This is a genomic window from Desulfosporosinus shakirovi (assembly GCF_020595055.1).
In the GTDB taxonomy this organism is placed as follows: Bacteria; Bacillota; Desulfitobacteriia; order Desulfitobacteriales; family Desulfitobacteriaceae; genus Desulfosporosinus; species Desulfosporosinus shakirovi.
The window spans coordinates 1-18,956 of record NZ_JAJDOO010000011.1 but is presented as its reverse complement, the minus strand read 5'-3'; the positions used below and the strand labels follow the sequence as shown (position 1 = coordinate 18,956).

Below are 18,956 nucleotides of genomic sequence, written 5' to 3'. Positions count from 1 at the left end.
AATAATATAACTCTTTGCTATATTTAAAGGCAAAGAGTTATATTATAATAGGTATAAGACTGGACGATAGAAAGGTAATTATGTTCACAAAACAGTTTTTAGTCACAGCATCAATTATTGTGTCGTTGTTAATGGTTATTATCGTCAACTTGGTACGATTGAGAAACACAAAAAAACCGGCTGTAGCGAAAAAGATTATTTTGCCGCCGCTTTTCATGGCAACGGGTGCGAGTATGTTTATCTTACCAATGTTTAGACCGACATTACCTGAACTGATAAGTTCCGTTGTCATGGGAATGTTATTCTCTATCGTCTTAATAAAAACTTCTAAATTTGAAATTCGGGACAACCAAATCTATCTCCAAAGATCAAAGCTGTTTATAGTGGCTTTGATAGGCTTAGTCGCGTTAAGAATGGTCGGGAAAATTATCCTTGCTGAGACCATTCATATCGATCCTGCCCAAATGAGCGGCATTTTTTTCATCTTGGCCTTTAGCATGATCCTGCCATGGCGTATTAGTATGTATATTGGGTTTAGAAAATTAAAAAGACAACTCGACAATGCATAATTCTCTATGAACTTACTCAAAGTGAAAGAGTAATTCTTTAGGGTTATTTCTAGGACCATATGCAGTTGTGTAAATAGCTGGAGCTACATAATAACAAAAGCTTTGAGGTACAGAAAGCTGTATGGACTCGAGGCCTTTTTGCTGTTATTGGGCTATATTTGCTTTACCACTGTCATACAAACGTATTTCAAATATTTGACTTCCCTTGTTCATTCCAAAAACAGTGTAATGGCTGGAATAGGTGTCATAGTATCCTTTGGCAAATCTCATTTATCGGCTGAGGGGCAGGTGCCATTTTCTATGAGAGGATAGAAAATGGAGCGATTCAATTATCGTTATCTCTTTTCATGCAGGTTTAAAGCTTCAGTTTTGTGAAGTACTCATCTCTGAAATCGGGGGTGCAAGGCTTGGATTATTATAATTAAAGCAAAAAAATATAAGGTGCAGAAATAGGAAGGTAATCCTCTTCAGTGAAATATTGAGCCATTTCTAAAGGGATACCTGTCCTCATAAATAGCTGTTCAATTGTTTCACCAGCTATAATTCCAGAGTTAGCCGAAAGTAACTGAACGGCAAATATGTTAGCCTGTCGTTCATACTTATTAGTATTTTGTAAGGAATGTTCATCCAGAAAGAAACGGTTTAAACCTCGGTGTAATCGGTCATGGGCTAATTCATGGGCACATATAAAACGTTGCCAGAAAGAATTGATTCCGCTATTTATCACGATAAAACGACGCCTTAGTTTGCAGTAATAAACACCTCGAGTGTGATCCCCAAGATCGGCGAAGCGTATATGGATATTTAGCCTTTCAGCAATAGTGAAGGGGCAATTGGTTTTGTAACGCTTGACTAAAGTAGAAATAAGTTTGTCCATTTGATTCGCACCCCTTTTAGAAATGACACCAGGAGAGTTACTTCTTGGTGCCATATGTGCTACTGGGCTTATTTTTTCTCTTATTCATATGTTTAGCCTCCCAAAAGAGTCCGGTCAAAACATCCATAACGCGTTTTCGGTCCTCTTTATCAATGGGTACGCCGTCAAACATGAGATCTCCATCGTCTTCGAGCATTTTTTTGAAATCTCGTCTGTCTTTGGGCGTAGCCCAAGACGGGCTAATAGTATTCGTTTCAAAGCTAAGCAGGTAGTCCGGAGTTACATTGTGAAATGCCGCAATTTTCTTGAGCATTTGGATATCCGGTTTGGCAATGTCATTTTCCCAAGAATTATACCGAGGCCTCTTTACTTCCAGAGCATCTGCAATTTGGTCTTGAGTCAGCCCCCTTTTATTTCTTAGTTCGGTTAACAGTTTGCCAATCATAAGATCCTACTCCTTTATGATAATAATATTACCAAAGAACACTCTTGACGATAATTATATTATCAACTATAATGGGCCTTACATAAGGGGGTTGAGTGAAATTATGCCAATAAAGCGCAACTTTTTCACAACATGTCGTAAGGAAAAAGGTATTCAAAAGGAAGCCGCTAAAGAGAATGGAATTTCCGAAGTTTATATGAGAATGATTAAAAACGGAAATATTTACCCCTGGAAGGGATTTATTATTTGAGTTGTATGACATTATGATGAGCGGATTGAGAAGTTATTCTCAGATCTTAATACTAAAAAAGCATAAACTAATCGATAATTTAATTATCTTGTTTTGTATTATAGTTGATAATAATATTATCGTCAATGCAATATCAATTTTTTTTAGTATTAATGATAATTAGATTATCAAAATGGATGTTGTGATAATTGTAAATTTGTTCACGCCAATGGAAAAGGTGGGCAAATAAGAATTGCTCAAGGTAGTGCAAAGAGTATTTGATATGTTGAGGCAGTGTACACAGTGTTATGGGAGAGCTAGGAGAGCTTTATGCTAGAAAGGGGATATTATGGATCAAGCAGAGAAAAAAAACAAAAAGCCTGAGTGGTACTTGCTAACGATCAGGAGACTCTCTCAATATCCGGAGGATAAAAAGCGGTTATGCATTTTGAATGCCCAGCTGGGAAACGAATTACCGAAGACGACGGCGACCTACTCCCAAACTCCTGCCCCTACAAAGACTAGCGATCAGACAGGAGGGATTGCTTCTAAACGTTGGGAGACCGCGCAAGAGATTAACCAGTGCACACTTCGTATCAGGGAGATAGAAATTATCCTGGCCGGATTTGGAGAAGACGATAGGAAGATAATTGAATATCGCTACTTTAGTAAACATAATTATGACTGGTGGGTAGCAAAACAGATGAAAATACCCCTGAGAACTTATTATCGCGTAAGAGATGAACTATTGGCAGAGGCAGCAATTCTGTTAGGAATATATAAACGTGATTAAACGAGTTCTAGAGAGAACACATGTTTGGCACTTTTTTGGCAGAGGGTTTGCACTTTGTTTGGAAAAAAGCGTGATACAATAATATTGTGAAAGAAGTCAGGAACGAGACCTGCTCGTGACATAACCCTCCTCTCACTAGAGCGCTCCGATAAATCGGGGCGTTCGTTTTTTATACTAGGCAGAAAGTATAAACTGGCTGTGCCAGCCAGAACTAAGGCTACCGTCTCGCCTGCGGCTTGGCGCAAGCCTAGTTTTCTAATGCCATTTAAGCGAGGTGCAGGACGTGAAAACCAGAACTGAACGTTGCTCTCTATTCTTACCAGTAAAACCGGGACTTAAAGAAACCTGTGCCAACTGTTTAAAATGGACTGGAAATCGATGTAGGGATAATGGTGAGTTTAAAGAGAGGTACGAGGATACTGCCCGGTTTAAAGCTTGGGATAGGATGATGCGAAGCAACCGAGGGGTAACGATGGTATGAGCGGGATTCTGTTTCGGATAGTTCTTTCACAAAGAGTCAAAGTCAGAGGACAAAAGTTTCTAAATGACCAAGGCATAATCAGAGTCTTTTAGAATTGAAAGGGGGTTAGTTGGAACTGAACGTATAATATCGAAGGTTTAGTTCGGATAAAACGTTGACATCATTGAAAGCCCTTATCTGAACGGCGAGAATGAAAGGACGGGAGAATAAATGTGTAATGAATCAGACAGTGTCTATATCAAGGCATATGCTCAGCAGGTAGATTCTATGGAGAAAATTTATGTGAAAGTGAAGGTGAGATAAGCTATGGAATTTCTTATAGCAGAAGATGAAATATCGGGGGTTCCAACGGGATTAATATCTATGTGGAGCGGAGCTATTGGGACTATTCCTGATACATGGACATTATGTGATGGTACAAATGGGACTCCGGATTTAAGAGACAGGTTTATCGTTGGCGCCGGTTCAACGTATGCAATCGGGAATACAGGTGGTTCCGTTGCAGTAACCCTTACTTCTGAGCAATTGCCTAGTCACTCTCATGGAATTGGGACGCTGGCAACTAATTCAACAGGTAACCATAGACACGACAAGGGCACATTTGTCAATAGCACCACGGGAGCCCACCAGCACAGTTATGACACGAAGATTGAAGGTACTGTCACTAAAGTTGGAACGGGTGCTTATGAGGGGGCGTACGTGGAGGAAGAGGCACGCTTGACTAAATCCGCAGGAAGTCACACTCATACTCTTTCAGGGTATTCAGGATATGAAGGTACGCACGGACATACCCTCTCAGGCTCAACTGCTTCGATCGGTAGCGGAAGCACACATGAAAACAGGCCTCCCTATTTAGCATTAGCGTACATCATGAAGCTCTAGGAGATTTGAAACGTGATATCTATATATTTTTCCGCTTAGCAAACAATACATGGCTCTGGCGCACTGTCGTCGGAGCTATAATTAGTGCAGCCATTGTTGTATTGGCTTTATGAGTTTTTTAAGTTCACTCGGCAACAGGTTTAAACCGCGCGAAGGCTAAGGAGAGGATTCGATGATCACCGTCAACAGTGTCCTGGATAGCGTGATTGCTGCTCTGGACCAAAACTTCCCTAATATTAACACATACAGCGAAGAGAGTGCTCAAGGCTTGGAAGAGCCTTATTTTTATGTAAAGCTGTTTCCTGTGTCGCAAAATCAGCTTCTGGGTCAGCGCTATCGGCGCAATCACTCATTCGATATTCATTATTTTGCAGGGAGCAATGAAGCCTTACATGACGTGGCTGAGCGATTGTATGACAAGCTGGAGCTGATTAGCGTGGACGGTGGTCTTGTCAGAGGCAGCGGAATGCGCCACGAAATCGTTGAAGGTGTGCTTCACTGGTTTGTGGCTTACAATTTCCATGTTATGCGAAGTGCTGAACCAGATTCATTAATGCAGTCTATGAAACAGGAGGGATATCTACGTGATAAAAACTGAAAAAAGAGAAAAGCCGCTCGCGAAGATTTATAGTAAACAGCAGGTTTTGCGGTCTAAGCAATATTCCCACAAGGATTTGCTGGATGCGCTTTTGGAAGAAGGACAGAAATACACCCATGATCAGGTTAAAAAGGTCCTTGAGGATTTTCTGAAAAGGGAGGCTAACTAAGATGGCAGCAGGTACATGGACGACACAAAACAAAGTACGACCGGGAGTGTATGTTAATTTTAAATCAGAGCCCCAGGTGGCAGGTGCACTTGGAGAGCGAGGGATTGCCTCTCTTCCGCTTATGCTCTCATGGGGTGAACCCAACCAAATCATCAGTATTGAAGCAGGTGAAGACACCTTTGTCAAGCTGGGTTATCCGATGGGGGACGCCAATCTGGTTTTAGTCAGAGAGGCTTTGAAACGCGCCAAAACACTGCTCTTATACAGACTCAATACCGGGACAAAGGCAACCGTGACTATTGGTACCCTTACGGCCACAGCCAAATGGGGTGGTGCAAGAGGGAATGATGTGTCTCTGCTCATTCAGCAAAACATTGACGATGATACGAAATTTGATGTCACTACATTAGTGGATGGGGCTGAAACAGATCAACAAACCGTGCTCAATATCGCAAGTTTAGTGGAGAATAATTGGGTTGTATTTTCGGGCACAGGAGCTCTGGTGGAAACGGCGGGCGTGCCTCTCGTGGGAGGTGCAGATGGCACGATCACCAATCAGGTATATGCTGACTATTTGTCAGCAGTCGAGATCTGCGACTTCAATACTGTTGCCTTGCCTTCGACAGATGACACTCTTAAAGCAACATTCGCAGCCTTTTGCCAACGTCTTCGTGATAACGAGGGCAAGAAAATTCAAGTAGTCCTTGAAAATTATCCAACGGCTGATTTCGAAGGTGTAATCAGCGTCAAGAACGGAGTCATCCTTTCCAATGGCACAACCCTGAGCGCAGCTCAAGCTACGGCCTGGGTAGCCGGTGCAACCGCAGGTGCCCAAGTGAATGAATCTCTAACCTATCAGGCTTATGATGGGGCGGTGGACGCGGCTCCCAGGTATACCAATGCTCAGATCATTGCGGCGCTGCGGGCTGGGGAATTTGTGTTTACAGCTAATGACAACAAGGCTATTGTAGAGCAGGACATTAATACTCTAACCACATCGAGCTTAGAAAAAGGTAAGCAGTTTGCCAAGAACCGCGTGATCAGAGTTCTCGATGGAATTAATAATGATCTTGTCAGGATTTTCAGTGAGTTTTACATTGGGCAGGTATCCAATAACCCTGATGGACGAAACCTGTTGAAAACTCAGTGTGTCAAATATATGGAAACACTGCAGGGTATGGATGCTGTCCAGAATTTTGATTCTCAAGCAGATTTGACAGTCCAAACGGGTATCGAATCAGACAGTGTCTATATAGAGGCATATGCGCAGCCGGTTGATTCTATCGAAAAAATCTATGTGAAAGTGCAGGTGAGATAAGCTATGGCATTTCTTAAAGCAGAAGATGCAATATCCGGAAAGCAAGGCAAGGCTTTTGTCACAATTAATGGCCGAGTGGAAGAGTTGTTTTATGCTAAAACAGTGGAGGCGACTATCGAAAAGACGAAGGCAGATGTACCTATATTGGGAAAAACGAATGTCGGCAAAAAGGCTTCTGGTTGGTCCGGTACCGGAACTTTGACGATTTATTACTTTACGAGCATGTTTAGGGCGCTCATGCTGGAATATATCAAGACGGGCAAAGATTTTTACTTTGATCTGCAGATCGTGAATGAGGACCCTGCCTCCACGGTCGGCAAGCAGACCTCCGTCCTCAAGGATTGCAATTTGGACAGCGTGGTAGCCGCAGCCTTCGATGCCACGTCAGATGATCCCTTGGAGGAAGAACTGCCCTTTACATTTGATGATTTTGATCTATTGGACCAGTTTAATGCTCCAATGGTCAGATAAGACAGGTATTCGGGTAGCAGTTATATCGAATCATCAGTAAATTCTGGAGGAAAAGAAAATGAGTGATTTACAAGGATTTTTCGCGCAAAATGCAGGATCTGATCTTAGCAAAGATGTTATCGTATCCGAACGGTTTAAGGACAAAGACGGCAAGCCGATACCCTGGAAAATTCATAGTATCACTGAAGCGGAAAATGAAGAGTACCGCAAGGCTGCCACTCGGAAAGTTAAGGGGAAGAATGGTTCACAGCAGTCTGAAATAGACCAGAACATTTATCTGGCCAAAATCATCGTGGCAAGTGTCAGCTTCCCTGATCTGAAAAATGCTGAGCTTCAAAAATCTTACGGCGTCATAGGTGCCGAAGAGCTGCTGCGCAAGATGCTGTTTCCCGGAGAATATGCAACCCTTGTTCAGCAGGCGCAAGAACTGAACGGTTTTGATCAAAGCCTGGAAGAACTGATGGATGAGGTAAAAAACTAATTGAGGAGGGCGAGGGTGAGTGGAATTACGCTTACTACGCCCTCCACGAACTCCATATTCCCCCTGATGAGCTGGCCCAAAAAACACGAGAAGCTAAGGCCGCTATTTATGCCATGATTGATATTAGAATTAAAAAGGAAAGGCAAGATAAGGCAAAGCTTAAAAAGAAATAGCGTCTAAATATTCTTCAGTTTCGAATTTTCCCGTTTAGGCAGGAATAATTTATAGCATATAAGCAAAAGGTGATGGCAAGCCGCAAACTTGCCTTAGTTGTCTTTCAGCATATGTTAAAAATCAATAATTAAGGTATACTAATGACAGAGGTTACGTATCGTAACAGCAAGGAGCCATGCTGCAAACATAACTCCTTGTGTAACAGCCGCTTAAAGGGCGGAGGGCTTAGGGCAACGGATAGACCGCAAACCTTTCGGCAGGGGCGGTCTATTTCCGTTTAGGGAAAGAAAGTATTAACACCATCAATGTCGCAAATGAAATCATAAGCGTTAATGTTTGGTATACTTCCATGGCATCACCTCCCTTTGGAGGAATGCCGACCGCCCTGCAAGCCTTTTCTGATAAAAGTTATTATAGCATACAAGCACTCGAAACAGAGTGCTTTTTATTCTGCACAAAAGGAGGTTTCCGCTTTGGCAACAGTTGATTCAATCTTGAGCTTCTTTAATGCATCTTCTCGCGTCAATGCTACCGTCCAAATGCTCACGGATTTAGGAAAAGCAAGCATCGGTGGCGCAATGGAGCAGCAAAAAACTCAAGATATGTTTATTGCCCGGACCGGAAATACAGACATTGGGACCGCAATGTTTGATAAGTTTAAAAGTGATGCACTCGCCGCCGGGCAGGATGTCAATAAAGCCTTGCAGAGTAGTCTCACATTTCTCTCGTCTGCTCAAAATGTAGATCAAATATCAAAGCTAAACGATTTCGCCTTTCGTCTGAACGCATTTGACAATGCGGGAAATGGGATTGAAGGGGCTGCATCAGCTTTAAAGGGGGCAATGTCAGGCGACATTACTTCTTTAGCTAAAAGCTTTAATATGTCAGAAGCCGATATTAAAGCCTTTGAGATTGACGATCTAGGCAAGTCGGGAAATATTGATGGTTTTATTAAAGCCTTTGATCAGCTCCTCGAAAAACAGAATATGGGGCAAGCAGCCTTTGATCAAATGATGAAATCTCCAACAAAGCAGTTGGAAGCTTTGACGAACAATATGAAATCCAGCTTTTCCGATGCAGGGGAACAAGCCATGGAAGCCCTTACCCCTCTCATGACTAGATTAAATAATGCTTTTCAGGAGGGAAGCTTTCAGCCATTTATTAACGGGTTAAGCATCGGACTAGCAATTATTGCCGGAGGAATTGTGGGGATCGTTGATAGTTTAGCTTCGCTGGGTGGAACTATACAGCGAAACTGGGATATCATTGCTCCTATACTTGTGATGGTTAGCTCGGCGCTCACCATGTGGGCAGTAACACAAATACCGGCGTTGATTGCTAAACTCTGGTTGATGACAGAACCTATAAGGGCAGCGGCGTTAGAATGGATTGCGCTAAATTGGCCTATTCTACTGATTGGTGCTGCTATTGGTTTTGTGGTTTATGCTATGGTAAAGTGGGGGGATACAACGGTGGAGGTGATCGGCTTCATCGGAGGGTTATTAGGAGCTTTTTTTGGTTTTCTTTATAATAACGTTGCTTCCTTTGCAAATAATGTCCTATCCGTTGCAGAGTTTATCGCCAATGTGTTCATTGACCCAATATATGCAGTAAAAAAATTATTTTACGATTTAACAATCAATGCCCTTGAGTACCTGCAGACTCTGGCCCATGGGATTGAAACTCTTATTAACAAAATCTCAGGAATAAAAATTAATATTACTGCTGGGATGGATAATCTGTTGAAAACCCTTGAGGGAGCGAGAGATAATCTTAAAAGCGAAGCAGACGTTGTTAGTTTAACGAGGATGAAGCAAGTGGATTATCATGAAGCATTCAGTAAAGGACAAGACATCGGCAAAAAGCTAGGCAATTCTGCTGTAAGTAGTGTTCAAGGAGCTTTTGGGTCACTGGAAAACGCGTTTAATTTTAAGGGTGGTGCAACTGATGGTGCATACAACTTGGACAACTGGAACCAAAACCAAAACCAAATTTCCGCCATCGACCGCGTCAACGAAGTCGGCAAAATAAACAACACCGTCGATATCTCCAGTGAAGACCTAAAGACTATGCGTGAACTGGCTGAAATGAAGAACATCCAAAACTTTGTAACCCTTACTCCAACGGTGGCTATGACAACAGGGGATATTAACAACGGACAGAGTGTAGATTCAATTATAGTCAAGATTAAAACGATGCTGGAGACCGAGATTTCCTCATCTGCTCAGGGGGTTTATGCGTAATGCAGTATGGAATAGAATTGAGTTTTAATGACAAGGCAGAAGCCTTCCAGTTGCCTGTCATGCCAGGGGCTCTAGAAATCAGTGAATCTGCCAACGGCAAAACTTATGACATCGTTGCCTTAGGAGAAATCAATGTGATCAAGAACCTCAAGCTCAGTGAATATGAATTCAGCAGTCTTTTCCCAGCCCAACGCTATCCGTTCGTAACGGTTCAAACCCTTCTGAAGCCCATTGAATACGTAAAACTCATTGTAAAGTGGATGGAGTCCAGGCAGCCCATCCGCTTTATTTTCACCTCTGATCACTACGATATCAACACCTTGGCCAGCATCGAGAGTTTTGACTGGAAAGAGGTTTCTGGCGGGGCAGGAGACATTGACTATGACATTTCGTTGAAAAGGTATGTACCCTATGCCGCGCAGAAGGTTGAGATCAGCTCGCAAACTCCAAGCACTGCAGTTGTCTCGGCGACAGCGGCTCCAGCCCGCCCGGATGAGACACAACAGCCTAAAACCTATACTCTTGTGAGCGGTGATACACTTTGGGCTGTTGCCAAACAGTTTCTTGGTAACGGAGCTCGTTGGCCGGAAATTCAAAAGCTGAACGGTATTGCCGAGGCAGAGATCAAGCGGCTGCAAATCGGCAGAGTCCTAAAGCTGCCTTAAAAGGAGGTTCTCTGGGGATGCTAAAAATACTAATCGACAACAAGGACGGCAACGTGTGGGACATTTCAAGCCTTGTGTCTGCTGTAAGCTGGAAAACCAGCCGGATCGGCAAAGCTGGCAGCTTGAACTTCACTCTGATTAAAAACCCACCCGGGCAAGACCGGACATTTAAGTACAGTAATGGCGATATCATTCGGGTTCAGAGAGCAGAGGATGGGGCCAAGGTCTTTTACGGCTATGTTTTTTCCATCGATGAGGGAAGGGATGAGGAAGTTAAAATATCCTGCTATGACCAAATACGCTATCTCATGGCTAAGGATACTTATATGTTCGCCAATGTCACAGCGTCTGAGGTCATTCAAAAGATAGCGGCAGATTTTAACCTCATGTTGGGACAGATCGACGATACGGGTTACCGAATCCCGAGCATGAGCGAGGACAATCAAACGTTATTGGATATTATCTGCAAGGCTTTAGATCTCACTCTCATCAATTCTGATCGAAACTTCGTCTTTTTTGACGACTTTGGCGCTCTCTCTGTCCGTAATGTTAATGATCTTTTGCTGGATTTTTGGCTTGGAGACGGCGGGCTAATGACAGACTATACCATGAAAAAATCCATTGACTCAGATACCTTCAATAAAATCAAGCTTTACAAGGAGTCTAGAATGTGGGATCCTTACTTTGCCATGGATACGGACAATGTGACTAAGTGGGGGGTACTTCAGCTAAGTCAGAAAGTCAATGAAAATATGAATGAAGCGCAAATCAATGAGATGTTGACAAGGCTGTCTACACTGAAAAACAGAGAAACTAAAACTCTGAAGGTTGAGGCTATTGGGGAGCCGCAGGTAAGAGCGGGCAGATACGTTCGGATTTGGATTGCGGAATACGGAATTAATCAGCCCTTTCTTGTGGATGAATGTACGCATAGTTTTGAGGGGACAAATCATACCATGTCCCTAGAATTGAAGGTGATATAAATGTCCAGCCTATTAGAGCTGATCAAAACCGCAGGAGTAGATGCGGTAGGAGCTTCCAATCCCGTTAATGTAATGTTTGGTGAGGTTATCGGCATTAATCCGCTCAGTGTGAAAGTTGATCAACGCTTTACGCTGACTGCGGATTTTTTGTTAGTACCGGAAAGCTTGATCAAATATGAAATTGACCTTAAGCATATTCATCCATATACAGACAACGGATCTATGCGCAGCACATCCGAGGCTCTAGGTGAGAAGATCGTCATCCGTCCCGGTCTTAAAGCTGGGGATACGGTTCTTCTGCTGCGGGTCCAGGGCGGGCAAAAATTTGTAATCTTAGATAAGGTGGTGACGACGTGATCCCAGTCGGAGGAACAGTAACCCAGGATACGATCGAAGAAATAGAGCAGCCTTCACTCACTTGGAAGCTGGATGGGGCCAAAGATCGAATTTCAGGCAGATTAGACGGAATTGAGGCAGTCAAGCAGGCCGTCTATAAGATCTTGCTGACTCCACGTTTGCGCTATTTGATTTACACAGCCAACTATGGTTCTGAGCTGGAGAAGTTGATCGGCAGTAATCCGATTTTCGTCCAATCGGAAATAACCAGGATGATCGGAGAAGCTCTGACTCAGGATGATCGAATCTCTTCAATTGAAAATGTTCAGTTCACAGCTGCAGGGGATGGTCTATTGATTGAATTTACTGTGATCAGCAGCTATGGGAGCTTTGATATGACTCAGGAGGTGAAGGTTTAGTGTATGAAGCACAAACTTACGAGTTAATACTCAAAAGAATGCTGGAGCGGGTAGATGCTGACCTAGACAAACGAGAGGGCAGCATCATTTATGACGCCCTCTCCCCGGCCGCAGCAGAGTTGGCGCAGGCCTATGTGGAGTTAGAGATCAATCTGAAACTGTTTTCGGCCCAGACTTCAAGCGGAGACTATCTGGAATCCAGGACAGCAGATTATGGGGTTACTCGTAAAGCCGCAACGAAGGTTCAACGGAAAGCCCTGTTTTTTGGAAAAGATGATCTGCCTTTGGAGGTGGCCGTAGGCAGTCGCTTTTCCATAGAGCAGCTTAACTATCGGACTATAGAGAAAATCTCAATTGGTCAGTATATCCTGGAGTGCGAGGTTGCCGGAAGCATAGGGAATCAAAACTTCGGAGCTTTGTTGCCTATTGACTATATCAGTGGACTCGTAAGAGCAGAACTGTCCGACATCTTGGTTCCCGGAGCAGATACAGAGACGGATTATGACCTCAGACAGCGATATCTGCAGCGAGTTCGCCAGCCGGCAACCTCGGGAAATACTGCTCAGTATCGACAGTGGGCAACAGAAGTACCTGGCGTAGGAGATGCGAAAGTCTTTCCATTATGGGCAGGACCAGGCACAGTGAAGCTTGCCATAGTGGATACTGAAAAACAACCAGCCTCCTCAATCTTAGTGAACGAGGTTGCAGACTACCTTGAAACCGTCCGGCCTATTGGTGCGGCAGTGACGGTTGTTTCGGCAGCAGCTAAGGGGATTAATGTTTCTGCTGCGGTCATCTTGGCATCAGGTTATGTTATCCAAGCTGTGACAGATGCTTTTAGTACAGCGCTGGAAGTCCATTTGCAAGAGATGGCTTTCACAGGTGCCTATGTAAGTTATGCCAAGGTCGGGACACTACTGCTTAGCACACCAGGAGTCATCGATTATACAAGCTTGACAGTTAATGGCAGTGGTGCAAATGTGGCTTTAGCCGATGAAGAAATACCGGTGCTTGGAACCGTAGGACTGGGGGTATGAATAGATGCCTGAATACTCGATACCTGATCTAATGAAATATCTGCCTGAGTATTATCAGGACATTCGAGAAATGAAAAGACTCCAAGAGACTGCGTCGGATGAGATGGGTCTTTTTTTGTATTCTATTGACGACGTTTTGAGTCAATGCTTCGTGGATTCAGCCACATGGGGCTTGGATTACTGGGAAAGCGAGCTAGGTTTAACCACAGAGGTTAATAAGCCTATCGACCGGAGAAGAGAATCTATAAAAGCAAAAATTCGCGGCTCTGGCACAACCACCAAACAAATGATCATTGATACTGCATCCGCCTTTTCGGGAGGGGAGGTAGATGTCATCGAGTATCCGTCAGACTATCGCTTTGAGGTGCGGTTTACCGGGGTAAAAGGTATCCCGCCTAACATGCCGGGGTTTATTCAGATGCTCGAACAAATTAAGCCAACCCATTTAGGGTACAGTTTTAAGTATTCCTATACTTGGTGGGATTCTTTGAAAAGTCTCACTTGGAATAGTGTTAACTTGATGACTTGGAATGAACTAAGAGTTTATGAGTAAAGGAGATAAGCTATGCAAACGACAGCGAATTTAGGGTTGAAAAAGCCCGAAGGTACAGATGTTGTAAACATCCAAGATTTTAATGATAATGCGGATTTGCTTGACAATTATGCGGCAGCGACAGCAACACTTATCGGTACCAAGGCACCGATAGCCTCGCCCGCGCTTACTGGAACGCCCACAGCACCAACAGCAGGGATTGATACGAGTACGACACAGGTTGCAACAACCGCTTTTGTGCTCGGCCAAGCTGGGACGACTGCTCCGGTTATGAATGGGACTGCGGGAATAGGGTCATCGAAGAGATATGCTAGAGCAGATCATGTTCATCCAGCAGATACGAGCAGGGCTGGGCAGGCAGATCTTATGGCGCATTTGGCGGAAGATGCGAATCCACATGGGGTAACAGCGGCTCAAGTTGGAGCGATTCCGACGAGCCAAAAAGGTGTAGCTAATGGTGTTGCTACTCTTGGTAGTGATGGGAAGTTAAATTCTAATCAGAGAATCTTGCCTTTATTCGAACCCGGAAATATGATTTTATTTAGTTCTGATCGTAGAGGACAGGTAAATGATGATGTGTGGAAAGAATGTGTTAGAATAAAAATGAATTACTCAGGAACCTTTAGGATTACGTTTGAAGTTATTACCACTACAAGTGGGGAAAATGCCTATGGCCGTATTTATAAAAATTACTCCCCTTTCGGTACTCAAAGGATATCTACTTCTACGTCGGGAACAGCGTTTACAGAAGATTTAGCATTCAACGCTGGGGACACTTTGTCTATATATGGTAAAACCGACGAAGCTGGGGTGCCATTTATGCGGACACAATACTATACTATTAGAGCAAAAGAATATGCGGTACAGCAGGAAGTTCTATAATAGAGTAAGAGATGTGGTACTGGTGGTTTCATACGGATGAAATGGAGGTAAAAAATGATAGAGAGAACGTATAAAGACATTGAAGAGAGAGATAACATCGTAGCTGATCTTGAATCCCAAGGTTTTGTTTTAAGAGAAGAAAAGAATATTACTGAAGGTAATTTCCTGATTTTCGCTACAATAGAAGAACTTCAACCAAAACCTACTCAAGACGATTATCTCTTAGATTTAGATTTCAGATCATCAATGATTGAATTAGGATTATAGAAAGGATAATGTGAAATGACGACATATACATTATGCAAAAAAGTAATCGAGAATAAAACTTATGGAACTGAGGAAGAGATGCAGATTAAACTTGATGTATTCATGCTAAATAATCGTATTACGCAGGATCAGTACAACGAATTAGTTGGAATGTTTCCTGCACAGTAGACCGATTATGCGCAGTAAAACGCCTAAATAGCGGGCGTTGTTTTTATGTCTTTAGAAAGGATAGTGGCAATATGGGGGATCAAGAAGTACTGATAGACATAAGAGAACGTCTTGTAAGAGTCGAAACAAAACTTGATACCCAAAACGGATTGCGAGAAAAGGTAGACTGTATCGAAACCAAGGCCACAGAGACGGAAGCTAGGTCAAAATCAAACACTCACCGCATCGACAAACTGGAAGCAAACAATACATGGCTCTGGCGCACAGTCGTCGGGGCCATTATCAGTGCAGCGATTGCTGTACTGGCTATTTCTAAATGAGCTTTTATTCCGAGGAGCTGGTTAAATGAAAGCAGTTATTAACTACGGCCATGGGCCTAAAGACATGGGTTATGATCCGGGAGCAATCGGGCCAACGGGTTACCAAGAGGCCACACAAAATAAAGAAGTCGGAGAGAGGATCGTCAGTAAGCTTCAAGCCAACGGCTGGGAAATCCTTACCATTCAAGACGGAGACCTCTGGGATGTGACAAACAGAGCCAACGATTTCAATCCGCACTACTTTTTATCAATTCACGCCAACTCCTTCGCTGATACTAATGCCTACGGGATTGAAACGATAGCCCTGGCAGCTGGCGGGATGGGGGAAAAAATGGCTAAGGAGATCCAGAAGGAGTTAGTCGCCGCAACAGGTCTCACTAATCGAGGAGTTAAGTTTAATAATCTCCATGTGCTCAGAGAAACAGATTGCCCGGCAACTTTGGTGGAGATCGGATTTATCTCAAATCCTGCTGAAGAGGCACTCATGAAACAGGACTTATTTGATGAGACAGTGGCCTCGGCAATCTGCAGGGGCTTTAGCCGTGCCGTCAGCGTTCCTTATACAGAAGCGGTTAACCCAGCTGCTCCAAGCCCAGAACCTACCGTAATGTATCGCGTTCTTTTAGATGACAAGCAGACCATGGCATTAAGCTCCCTAGCAGACGCAATTAATGAAGTGAAAAAAAGCGTCGATGTCGGATATGCACAAAAAGGCTGTGTGCAGCGCAACACTGACTTTGCCAATGTTTTTGAGTATGCCAAAGTAAAAACACCAACGCTGACGCCGGAAACTCCACCATTACAGCCACTGCTTCCTTCGGCAACGCCAAAGGAAGCAGGTATGGGTGAAGAAACGATGACTGCTGAGAAGTTTAGCAGTCAGACTTCTTTGTTAAGAAAAATATTGCAACTTTTATTAGACTATTTTAAAGGTGGAAATTGATATGCAAAAGAAATGGTATACATCAAAAACACTATGGTCTAATGGCCTTATGCTCGGTGGTATAATCGTCTTGAATGCTACGGGGCAAGATATCCTCACTACTGAGGTGCAGGGAGCAATCCTTGTCGTAGTTAATGTGATCCTGAGGGTGCTTACCAAGGAAGAGATTACTTGGTAGAATTAATATGAATCAATTCTAATACGGGATATAAAAAATTTCTTTTTGTGGTTCTAAGAAAATATATAAGACGTGAAATAATCCTCGCCCAAGGTTTGATAATACCGTTACAATCTGTCTAATAGTCGCCTTTTCTATCTACTTCCGATAGTCCAGACTCAGGCGCTTTTTCCCTTCTCGGGACCAACTAACGGAGGAATGGGCAAATATATTAATTTAATTGTAAAACTTAAGAGGATCTTTGCAAATTTATGTCGAATATACAACTAAACATTTACTAGTATTTATTTCCAAATTATTTTCGTATTTATATTCAATTTAGTCAGTTCCTTTGGGCTTTCTTTTTTCTTTCTTGTCTAAAATGGTGGGCTGTATAAATTCAAGTTAACACTTATAATTACCGCGGAATACTTTATAAGTGAACATATAAGAGTTAAAATTGTATAAAATTGGAAATGATATATAACGGATGAGGAGGGTGGTTATGGATCTATATATTGCGTTAATGGGAGATATCGTTGGTTCTAAAAAGCTCGATATAGTAAGACGGAACCAAGTGCAAATCAATTTAAGTAATATCTTGAAAAAGGCTAACCTCCAATATAGAGATTATATTGTAAGTGACCTAAGAATTGTTGGGGGTGATGGAATCCAGGGGCTTATGCTTCCCGAAGTTCCTATTTATGAAGTTATTTGCTATATTATGGAGGGTATAAACCATCCCTCAGAAGATGAAGAGTTCTTACAATTGCGATTTGGAATTGGATTTGGGCGTACTTATACGGAAGTAAATAAGGATTCACAAGTGGTTGATGGACCTGTTTTCCATTGTGCAAAGTTGGCTATAGAAAGTTCTAAAGAAAAAAAGGATCATACGATTGTATTTAAAGCCGAACAAGGGCTTATTAAAGAAGTAGACGAATTATCAATTAGTACAATGCTAGAACTTTTAGCAATAACACGAAAGTTCTGGATTAATAAGGTCAATGCTTTTACTAAAATCCTTCCTTATTTAAGGGAAAATATGTACCAAAAAGATATTGCACAGAAATTAAATTGTTCACAACCATATATAAGCTCACAAATTTATGCTGCATACTGGAATGAGGTTAAAGAAATAGAAAAAAAGGTTTGCCAAATCATAAAAAAATATATAATATCTTAATTGTAATGATCCAAATTGAAGCATAACCTCTAAATATAATGCATATAAATATACTTCGAGAATATAACTAATATGGTTATATTCTCTTTTTATAATCTATATACTTATGTGGATTCAACTTATTTTATTCTTGATTGTCTGAAATTTTTAGATATTGATAGAATTCCTAGGGGTGGAAAAATGTTTGGTAATTATATACTCGCTTTTTTACTTGCACATTTAATAAGCGATTTTTTAATTCAAACAGATAAAATATGTATAATGAAAATAACGCCAGGAAAATTACATAAAGGTTTATTGTTACATCTATTAGGGTTCTTTATAACCCATATTATAATTTTTTTATTTTTTCTTGGTCATTTATATTATGACGAATTATTATATATTGGTATTATGTCAGGGGTTCACGGAATTATAGATTATATTAAATCAAAATACACGATATATAAACAAAGTAATAATAATGAAGCAGTAAACAAAAAGAAAGAACCAAACTTAACCATCGAAGAAATATTGATTACAGATAGAATATCCTATAATTTATTTGGGATGACAACCAACAGAACTAAGACAATAAAACAGATTAACCAAAAAGAAAAACTGCCTGAAGGATCAAAATATTCAAACCGTTGGACAATTTACATTTTTTTCATAGACCAAATTGCCCATTATTTCGTTATTATTATTATTTCGCTACTTTTATTTGACCCTCCAAATATGTTGTTTTTTATTCACGGTTATATTGAACGTCTTATGGGTTTTTATTTTTTATTTCTTAATAATACGGTTCGAATATCAGAGTCTTTGATATTAATTAAAAAAGAGATATTAGGTTTAATCCTTTTCTTAATGGCTACTTCTGTATCAAGTGTTGTAATAAAGACAATTATGAATGGAATTAAAGATGGTAATTCGTTAAACATAAAGTCTGGAAGATACATCGGTCAACTTGAACGTGTTTTAACTATATTTATAATTTTAGCTGGAGCTTGGCAGGCTCTAGCAGTTCTATATGGGGCTAAAACTGCAATTCGGTTTGAACAAGCAAAAGATGATCCGGAATTTGCAGAATACTATATTCTCGGAACTTTATTATCTGCTTTATTCGGGACACTAAGTGCAATTGCTATTAAAGTCGCGTTCTATTAAATGAGCCTAGCTTTTCCTACCTTGTTGCAGTTGAATACGCGTTGGCTAAAACAAAGTCCTAAAGGTTCAACATTTAATGTATATTTTGATTTGGGTGAGCCGTAAAGATAGAGTACAATTAAGTTCGCAAAATTAAAAAAGGGAAAACCATCGGTTACTCC

General features: G+C 41.7%; 29 protein-coding genes. 25 read left to right on the top strand and 4 right to left on the bottom strand.

All coding sequences use genetic code 11. From position 1 onward, the window contains the following. Nucleotides 1-80 precede the first annotated feature (80 nt). Nucleotides 81-569, top strand: a complete 489-nt coding sequence (locus tag LJE72_RS11460) for a CcdC family protein (RefSeq protein WP_229247712.1) — start codon at nucleotides 81-83, stop codon at nucleotides 567-569. A gap of 144 nt (nucleotides 570-713) precedes the next feature. Here LJE72_RS11460 and LJE72_RS26260 read toward each other — a convergent pair whose 3' ends face one another. The 3 genes from LJE72_RS26260 to LJE72_RS11445 form a co-directional block, all read right to left on the bottom strand. Beyond that, nucleotides 714-839 (bottom strand): DUF4309 domain-containing protein, encoded by a 126-nt coding sequence (locus LJE72_RS26260; protein WP_282437898.1) that lies wholly within the window; start codon nucleotides 837-839, stop codon nucleotides 714-716. A 151-nt stretch (nucleotides 840-990) separates the two neighbouring features. Then, entirely contained in the window at nucleotides 991-1,446 is a 456-nt protein-coding gene (locus LJE72_RS11450) for an ImmA/IrrE family metallo-endopeptidase (protein WP_229247711.1), read from the bottom strand. Nucleotides 1,447-1,483: 37 nt separating this feature from the next. Beyond that, the gene (locus LJE72_RS11445) at nucleotides 1,484-1,891 is read right to left on the bottom strand and encodes a helix-turn-helix domain-containing protein (protein WP_229247710.1); all 408 of its coding nucleotides are present in this window, start codon (nucleotides 1,889-1,891) and stop codon (nucleotides 1,484-1,486) included. 103 nt (nucleotides 1,892-1,994) lie between these two features. On the opposite strand from LJE72_RS11445, the gene LJE72_RS11440 reads away from it, so the two are divergent. The 9 genes from LJE72_RS11440 to LJE72_RS11400 all read left to right on the top strand — a co-directional run bounded on the left by LJE72_RS11440 (nucleotide 1,995) and on the right by LJE72_RS11400 (nucleotide 7,313). Continuing rightward, a complete protein-coding gene (locus tag LJE72_RS11440; protein WP_229247709.1) occupies nucleotides 1,995-2,141 on the top strand; it encodes a hypothetical protein in 147 nt (48 codons plus the stop codon). 328 nt (nucleotides 2,142-2,469) lie between these two features. Further along, nucleotides 2,470-2,913, top strand: coding sequence for a hypothetical protein (locus LJE72_RS11435; RefSeq protein ID WP_229247708.1), 444 nt, complete (start codon nucleotides 2,470-2,472; stop codon nucleotides 2,911-2,913). Between the two features lie 283 nt (nucleotides 2,914-3,196). After that, on the top strand, nucleotides 3,197-3,394 hold the full coding sequence (locus LJE72_RS11430; RefSeq protein ID WP_229247707.1) for a hypothetical protein: 198 nt from the start codon (nucleotides 3,197-3,199) through the stop codon (nucleotides 3,392-3,394). Nucleotides 3,395-3,700: 306 nt separating this feature from the next. Continuing rightward, nucleotides 3,701-4,276 (top strand): hypothetical protein, encoded by a 576-nt coding sequence (locus LJE72_RS11425; RefSeq protein ID WP_229247706.1) that lies wholly within the window; start codon nucleotides 3,701-3,703, stop codon nucleotides 4,274-4,276. 172 nt (nucleotides 4,277-4,448) lie between these two features. Continuing rightward, complete coding sequence (locus LJE72_RS11420) at nucleotides 4,449-4,874, top strand: phage tail terminator family protein (RefSeq protein WP_229247705.1); 426 nt, start codon at nucleotides 4,449-4,451, stop codon at nucleotides 4,872-4,874. Continuing rightward, the gene (locus LJE72_RS11415; RefSeq protein ID WP_229247704.1) at nucleotides 4,861-5,043 is read left to right on the top strand and encodes a hypothetical protein; all 183 of its coding nucleotides are present in this window, start codon (nucleotides 4,861-4,863) and stop codon (nucleotides 5,041-5,043) included. Before LJE72_RS11420 ends, LJE72_RS11415 begins: the two co-directional genes overlap by 14 nt. A 1-nt stretch (nucleotide 5,044) precedes the next feature. After that, nucleotides 5,045-6,361 carry a phage tail sheath family protein gene (locus LJE72_RS11410; protein WP_229247703.1) on the top strand — a complete coding sequence of 439 codons (1,317 nt, stop codon included), beginning with the start codon at nucleotides 5,045-5,047 and terminating at the stop codon, nucleotides 6,359-6,361. Nucleotides 6,362-6,364: 3 nt separating this feature from the next. After that, on the top strand, nucleotides 6,365-6,832 hold the full coding sequence (locus LJE72_RS11405; protein ID WP_229247702.1) for a phage tail tube protein: 468 nt from the start codon (nucleotides 6,365-6,367) through the stop codon (nucleotides 6,830-6,832). Nucleotides 6,833-6,890: 58 nt separating this feature from the next. Next, nucleotides 6,891-7,313: a phage tail assembly chaperone gene (locus tag LJE72_RS11400; protein ID WP_229247701.1), complete on the top strand. Its 423-nt coding sequence runs from the start codon at nucleotides 6,891-6,893 to the stop codon at nucleotides 7,311-7,313. Nucleotides 7,314-7,754: 441 nt separating this feature from the next. Here LJE72_RS11400 and LJE72_RS26750 read toward each other — a convergent pair whose 3' ends face one another. Then, nucleotides 7,755-7,838 (bottom strand): putative holin-like toxin, encoded by an 84-nt coding sequence (locus LJE72_RS26750; protein WP_363319132.1) that lies wholly within the window; start codon nucleotides 7,836-7,838, stop codon nucleotides 7,755-7,757. Nucleotides 7,839-8,026: 188 nt separating this feature from the next. On the opposite strand from LJE72_RS26750, the gene LJE72_RS11395 reads away from it, so the two are divergent. The 15 genes from LJE72_RS11395 (at nucleotide 8,027) to LJE72_RS11325 (ending at nucleotide 18,795) form a co-directional block, all read left to right on the top strand. After that, a complete protein-coding gene (locus LJE72_RS11395; RefSeq protein ID WP_396390937.1) occupies nucleotides 8,027-9,730 on the top strand; it encodes a hypothetical protein in 1,704 nt (567 codons plus the stop codon). Further along, nucleotides 9,730-10,395, top strand: coding sequence for a LysM peptidoglycan-binding domain-containing protein (locus tag LJE72_RS11390; protein WP_229247699.1), 666 nt, complete (start codon nucleotides 9,730-9,732; stop codon nucleotides 10,393-10,395). Before LJE72_RS11395 ends, LJE72_RS11390 begins: the two co-directional genes overlap by 1 nt. Nucleotides 10,396-10,412: 17 nt before the next feature. Continuing rightward, nucleotides 10,413-11,378: an XkdQ/YqbQ family protein gene (locus tag LJE72_RS11385; protein WP_229247698.1), complete on the top strand. Its 966-nt coding sequence runs from the start codon at nucleotides 10,413-10,415 to the stop codon at nucleotides 11,376-11,378. Next, nucleotides 11,379-11,735, top strand: a complete 357-nt coding sequence (locus tag LJE72_RS11380; RefSeq protein WP_229247697.1) for a DUF2577 domain-containing protein — start codon at nucleotides 11,379-11,381, stop codon at nucleotides 11,733-11,735. It begins immediately after the preceding gene. Then, nucleotides 11,732-12,133, top strand: a complete 402-nt coding sequence (locus LJE72_RS11375) for a DUF2634 domain-containing protein (protein WP_229247696.1) — start codon at nucleotides 11,732-11,734, stop codon at nucleotides 12,131-12,133. The genes LJE72_RS11380 and LJE72_RS11375 overlap by 4 nt, the downstream gene beginning before the upstream one ends. Next, nucleotides 12,133-13,170 carry a baseplate J/gp47 family protein gene (locus tag LJE72_RS11370; RefSeq protein WP_229247695.1) on the top strand — a complete coding sequence of 346 codons (1,038 nt, stop codon included), beginning with the start codon at nucleotides 12,133-12,135 and terminating at the stop codon, nucleotides 13,168-13,170. The genes LJE72_RS11375 and LJE72_RS11370 overlap by 1 nt, the downstream gene beginning before the upstream one ends. A 4-nt stretch (nucleotides 13,171-13,174) precedes the next feature. Further along, nucleotides 13,175-13,723, top strand: a complete 549-nt coding sequence (locus LJE72_RS11365; RefSeq protein WP_229247694.1) for a YmfQ family protein — start codon at nucleotides 13,175-13,177, stop codon at nucleotides 13,721-13,723. A 12-nt stretch (nucleotides 13,724-13,735) separates the two neighbouring features. Then, nucleotides 13,736-14,605 carry a hypothetical protein gene (locus LJE72_RS11360; RefSeq protein WP_229247693.1) on the top strand — a complete coding sequence of 290 codons (870 nt, stop codon included), beginning with the start codon at nucleotides 13,736-13,738 and terminating at the stop codon, nucleotides 14,603-14,605. 54 nt (nucleotides 14,606-14,659) lie between these two features. After that, nucleotides 14,660-14,872 carry a hypothetical protein gene (locus LJE72_RS11355; RefSeq protein ID WP_229247692.1) on the top strand — a complete coding sequence of 71 codons (213 nt, stop codon included), beginning with the start codon at nucleotides 14,660-14,662 and terminating at the stop codon, nucleotides 14,870-14,872. A gap of 15 nt (nucleotides 14,873-14,887) precedes the next feature. Next, nucleotides 14,888-15,040: a hypothetical protein gene (locus LJE72_RS11350; protein ID WP_229247691.1), complete on the top strand. Its 153-nt coding sequence runs from the start codon at nucleotides 14,888-14,890 to the stop codon at nucleotides 15,038-15,040. Between the two features lie 71 nt (nucleotides 15,041-15,111). After that, nucleotides 15,112-15,360: a hemolysin XhlA family protein gene (locus tag LJE72_RS11345; protein ID WP_229247690.1), complete on the top strand. Its 249-nt coding sequence runs from the start codon at nucleotides 15,112-15,114 to the stop codon at nucleotides 15,358-15,360. A gap of 25 nt (nucleotides 15,361-15,385) precedes the next feature. After that, a complete protein-coding gene (locus LJE72_RS11340) occupies nucleotides 15,386-16,303 on the top strand; it encodes an N-acetylmuramoyl-L-alanine amidase family protein (protein WP_229247689.1) in 918 nt (305 codons plus the stop codon). 1 nt (nucleotide 16,304) lies between these two features. Further along, on the top strand, nucleotides 16,305-16,481 hold the full coding sequence (locus LJE72_RS11335; protein WP_229247688.1) for a hypothetical protein: 177 nt from the start codon (nucleotides 16,305-16,307) through the stop codon (nucleotides 16,479-16,481). Nucleotides 16,482-16,965: 484 nt separating this feature from the next. After that, nucleotides 16,966-17,646: a SatD family protein gene (locus LJE72_RS11330; RefSeq protein ID WP_229247687.1), complete on the top strand. Its 681-nt coding sequence runs from the start codon at nucleotides 16,966-16,968 to the stop codon at nucleotides 17,644-17,646. A 180-nt stretch (nucleotides 17,647-17,826) separates the two neighbouring features. Further along, on the top strand, nucleotides 17,827-18,795 hold the full coding sequence (locus tag LJE72_RS11325; protein ID WP_229247686.1) for a DUF3307 domain-containing protein: 969 nt from the start codon (nucleotides 17,827-17,829) through the stop codon (nucleotides 18,793-18,795). Nucleotides 18,796-18,956 lie beyond the last annotated feature (161 nt).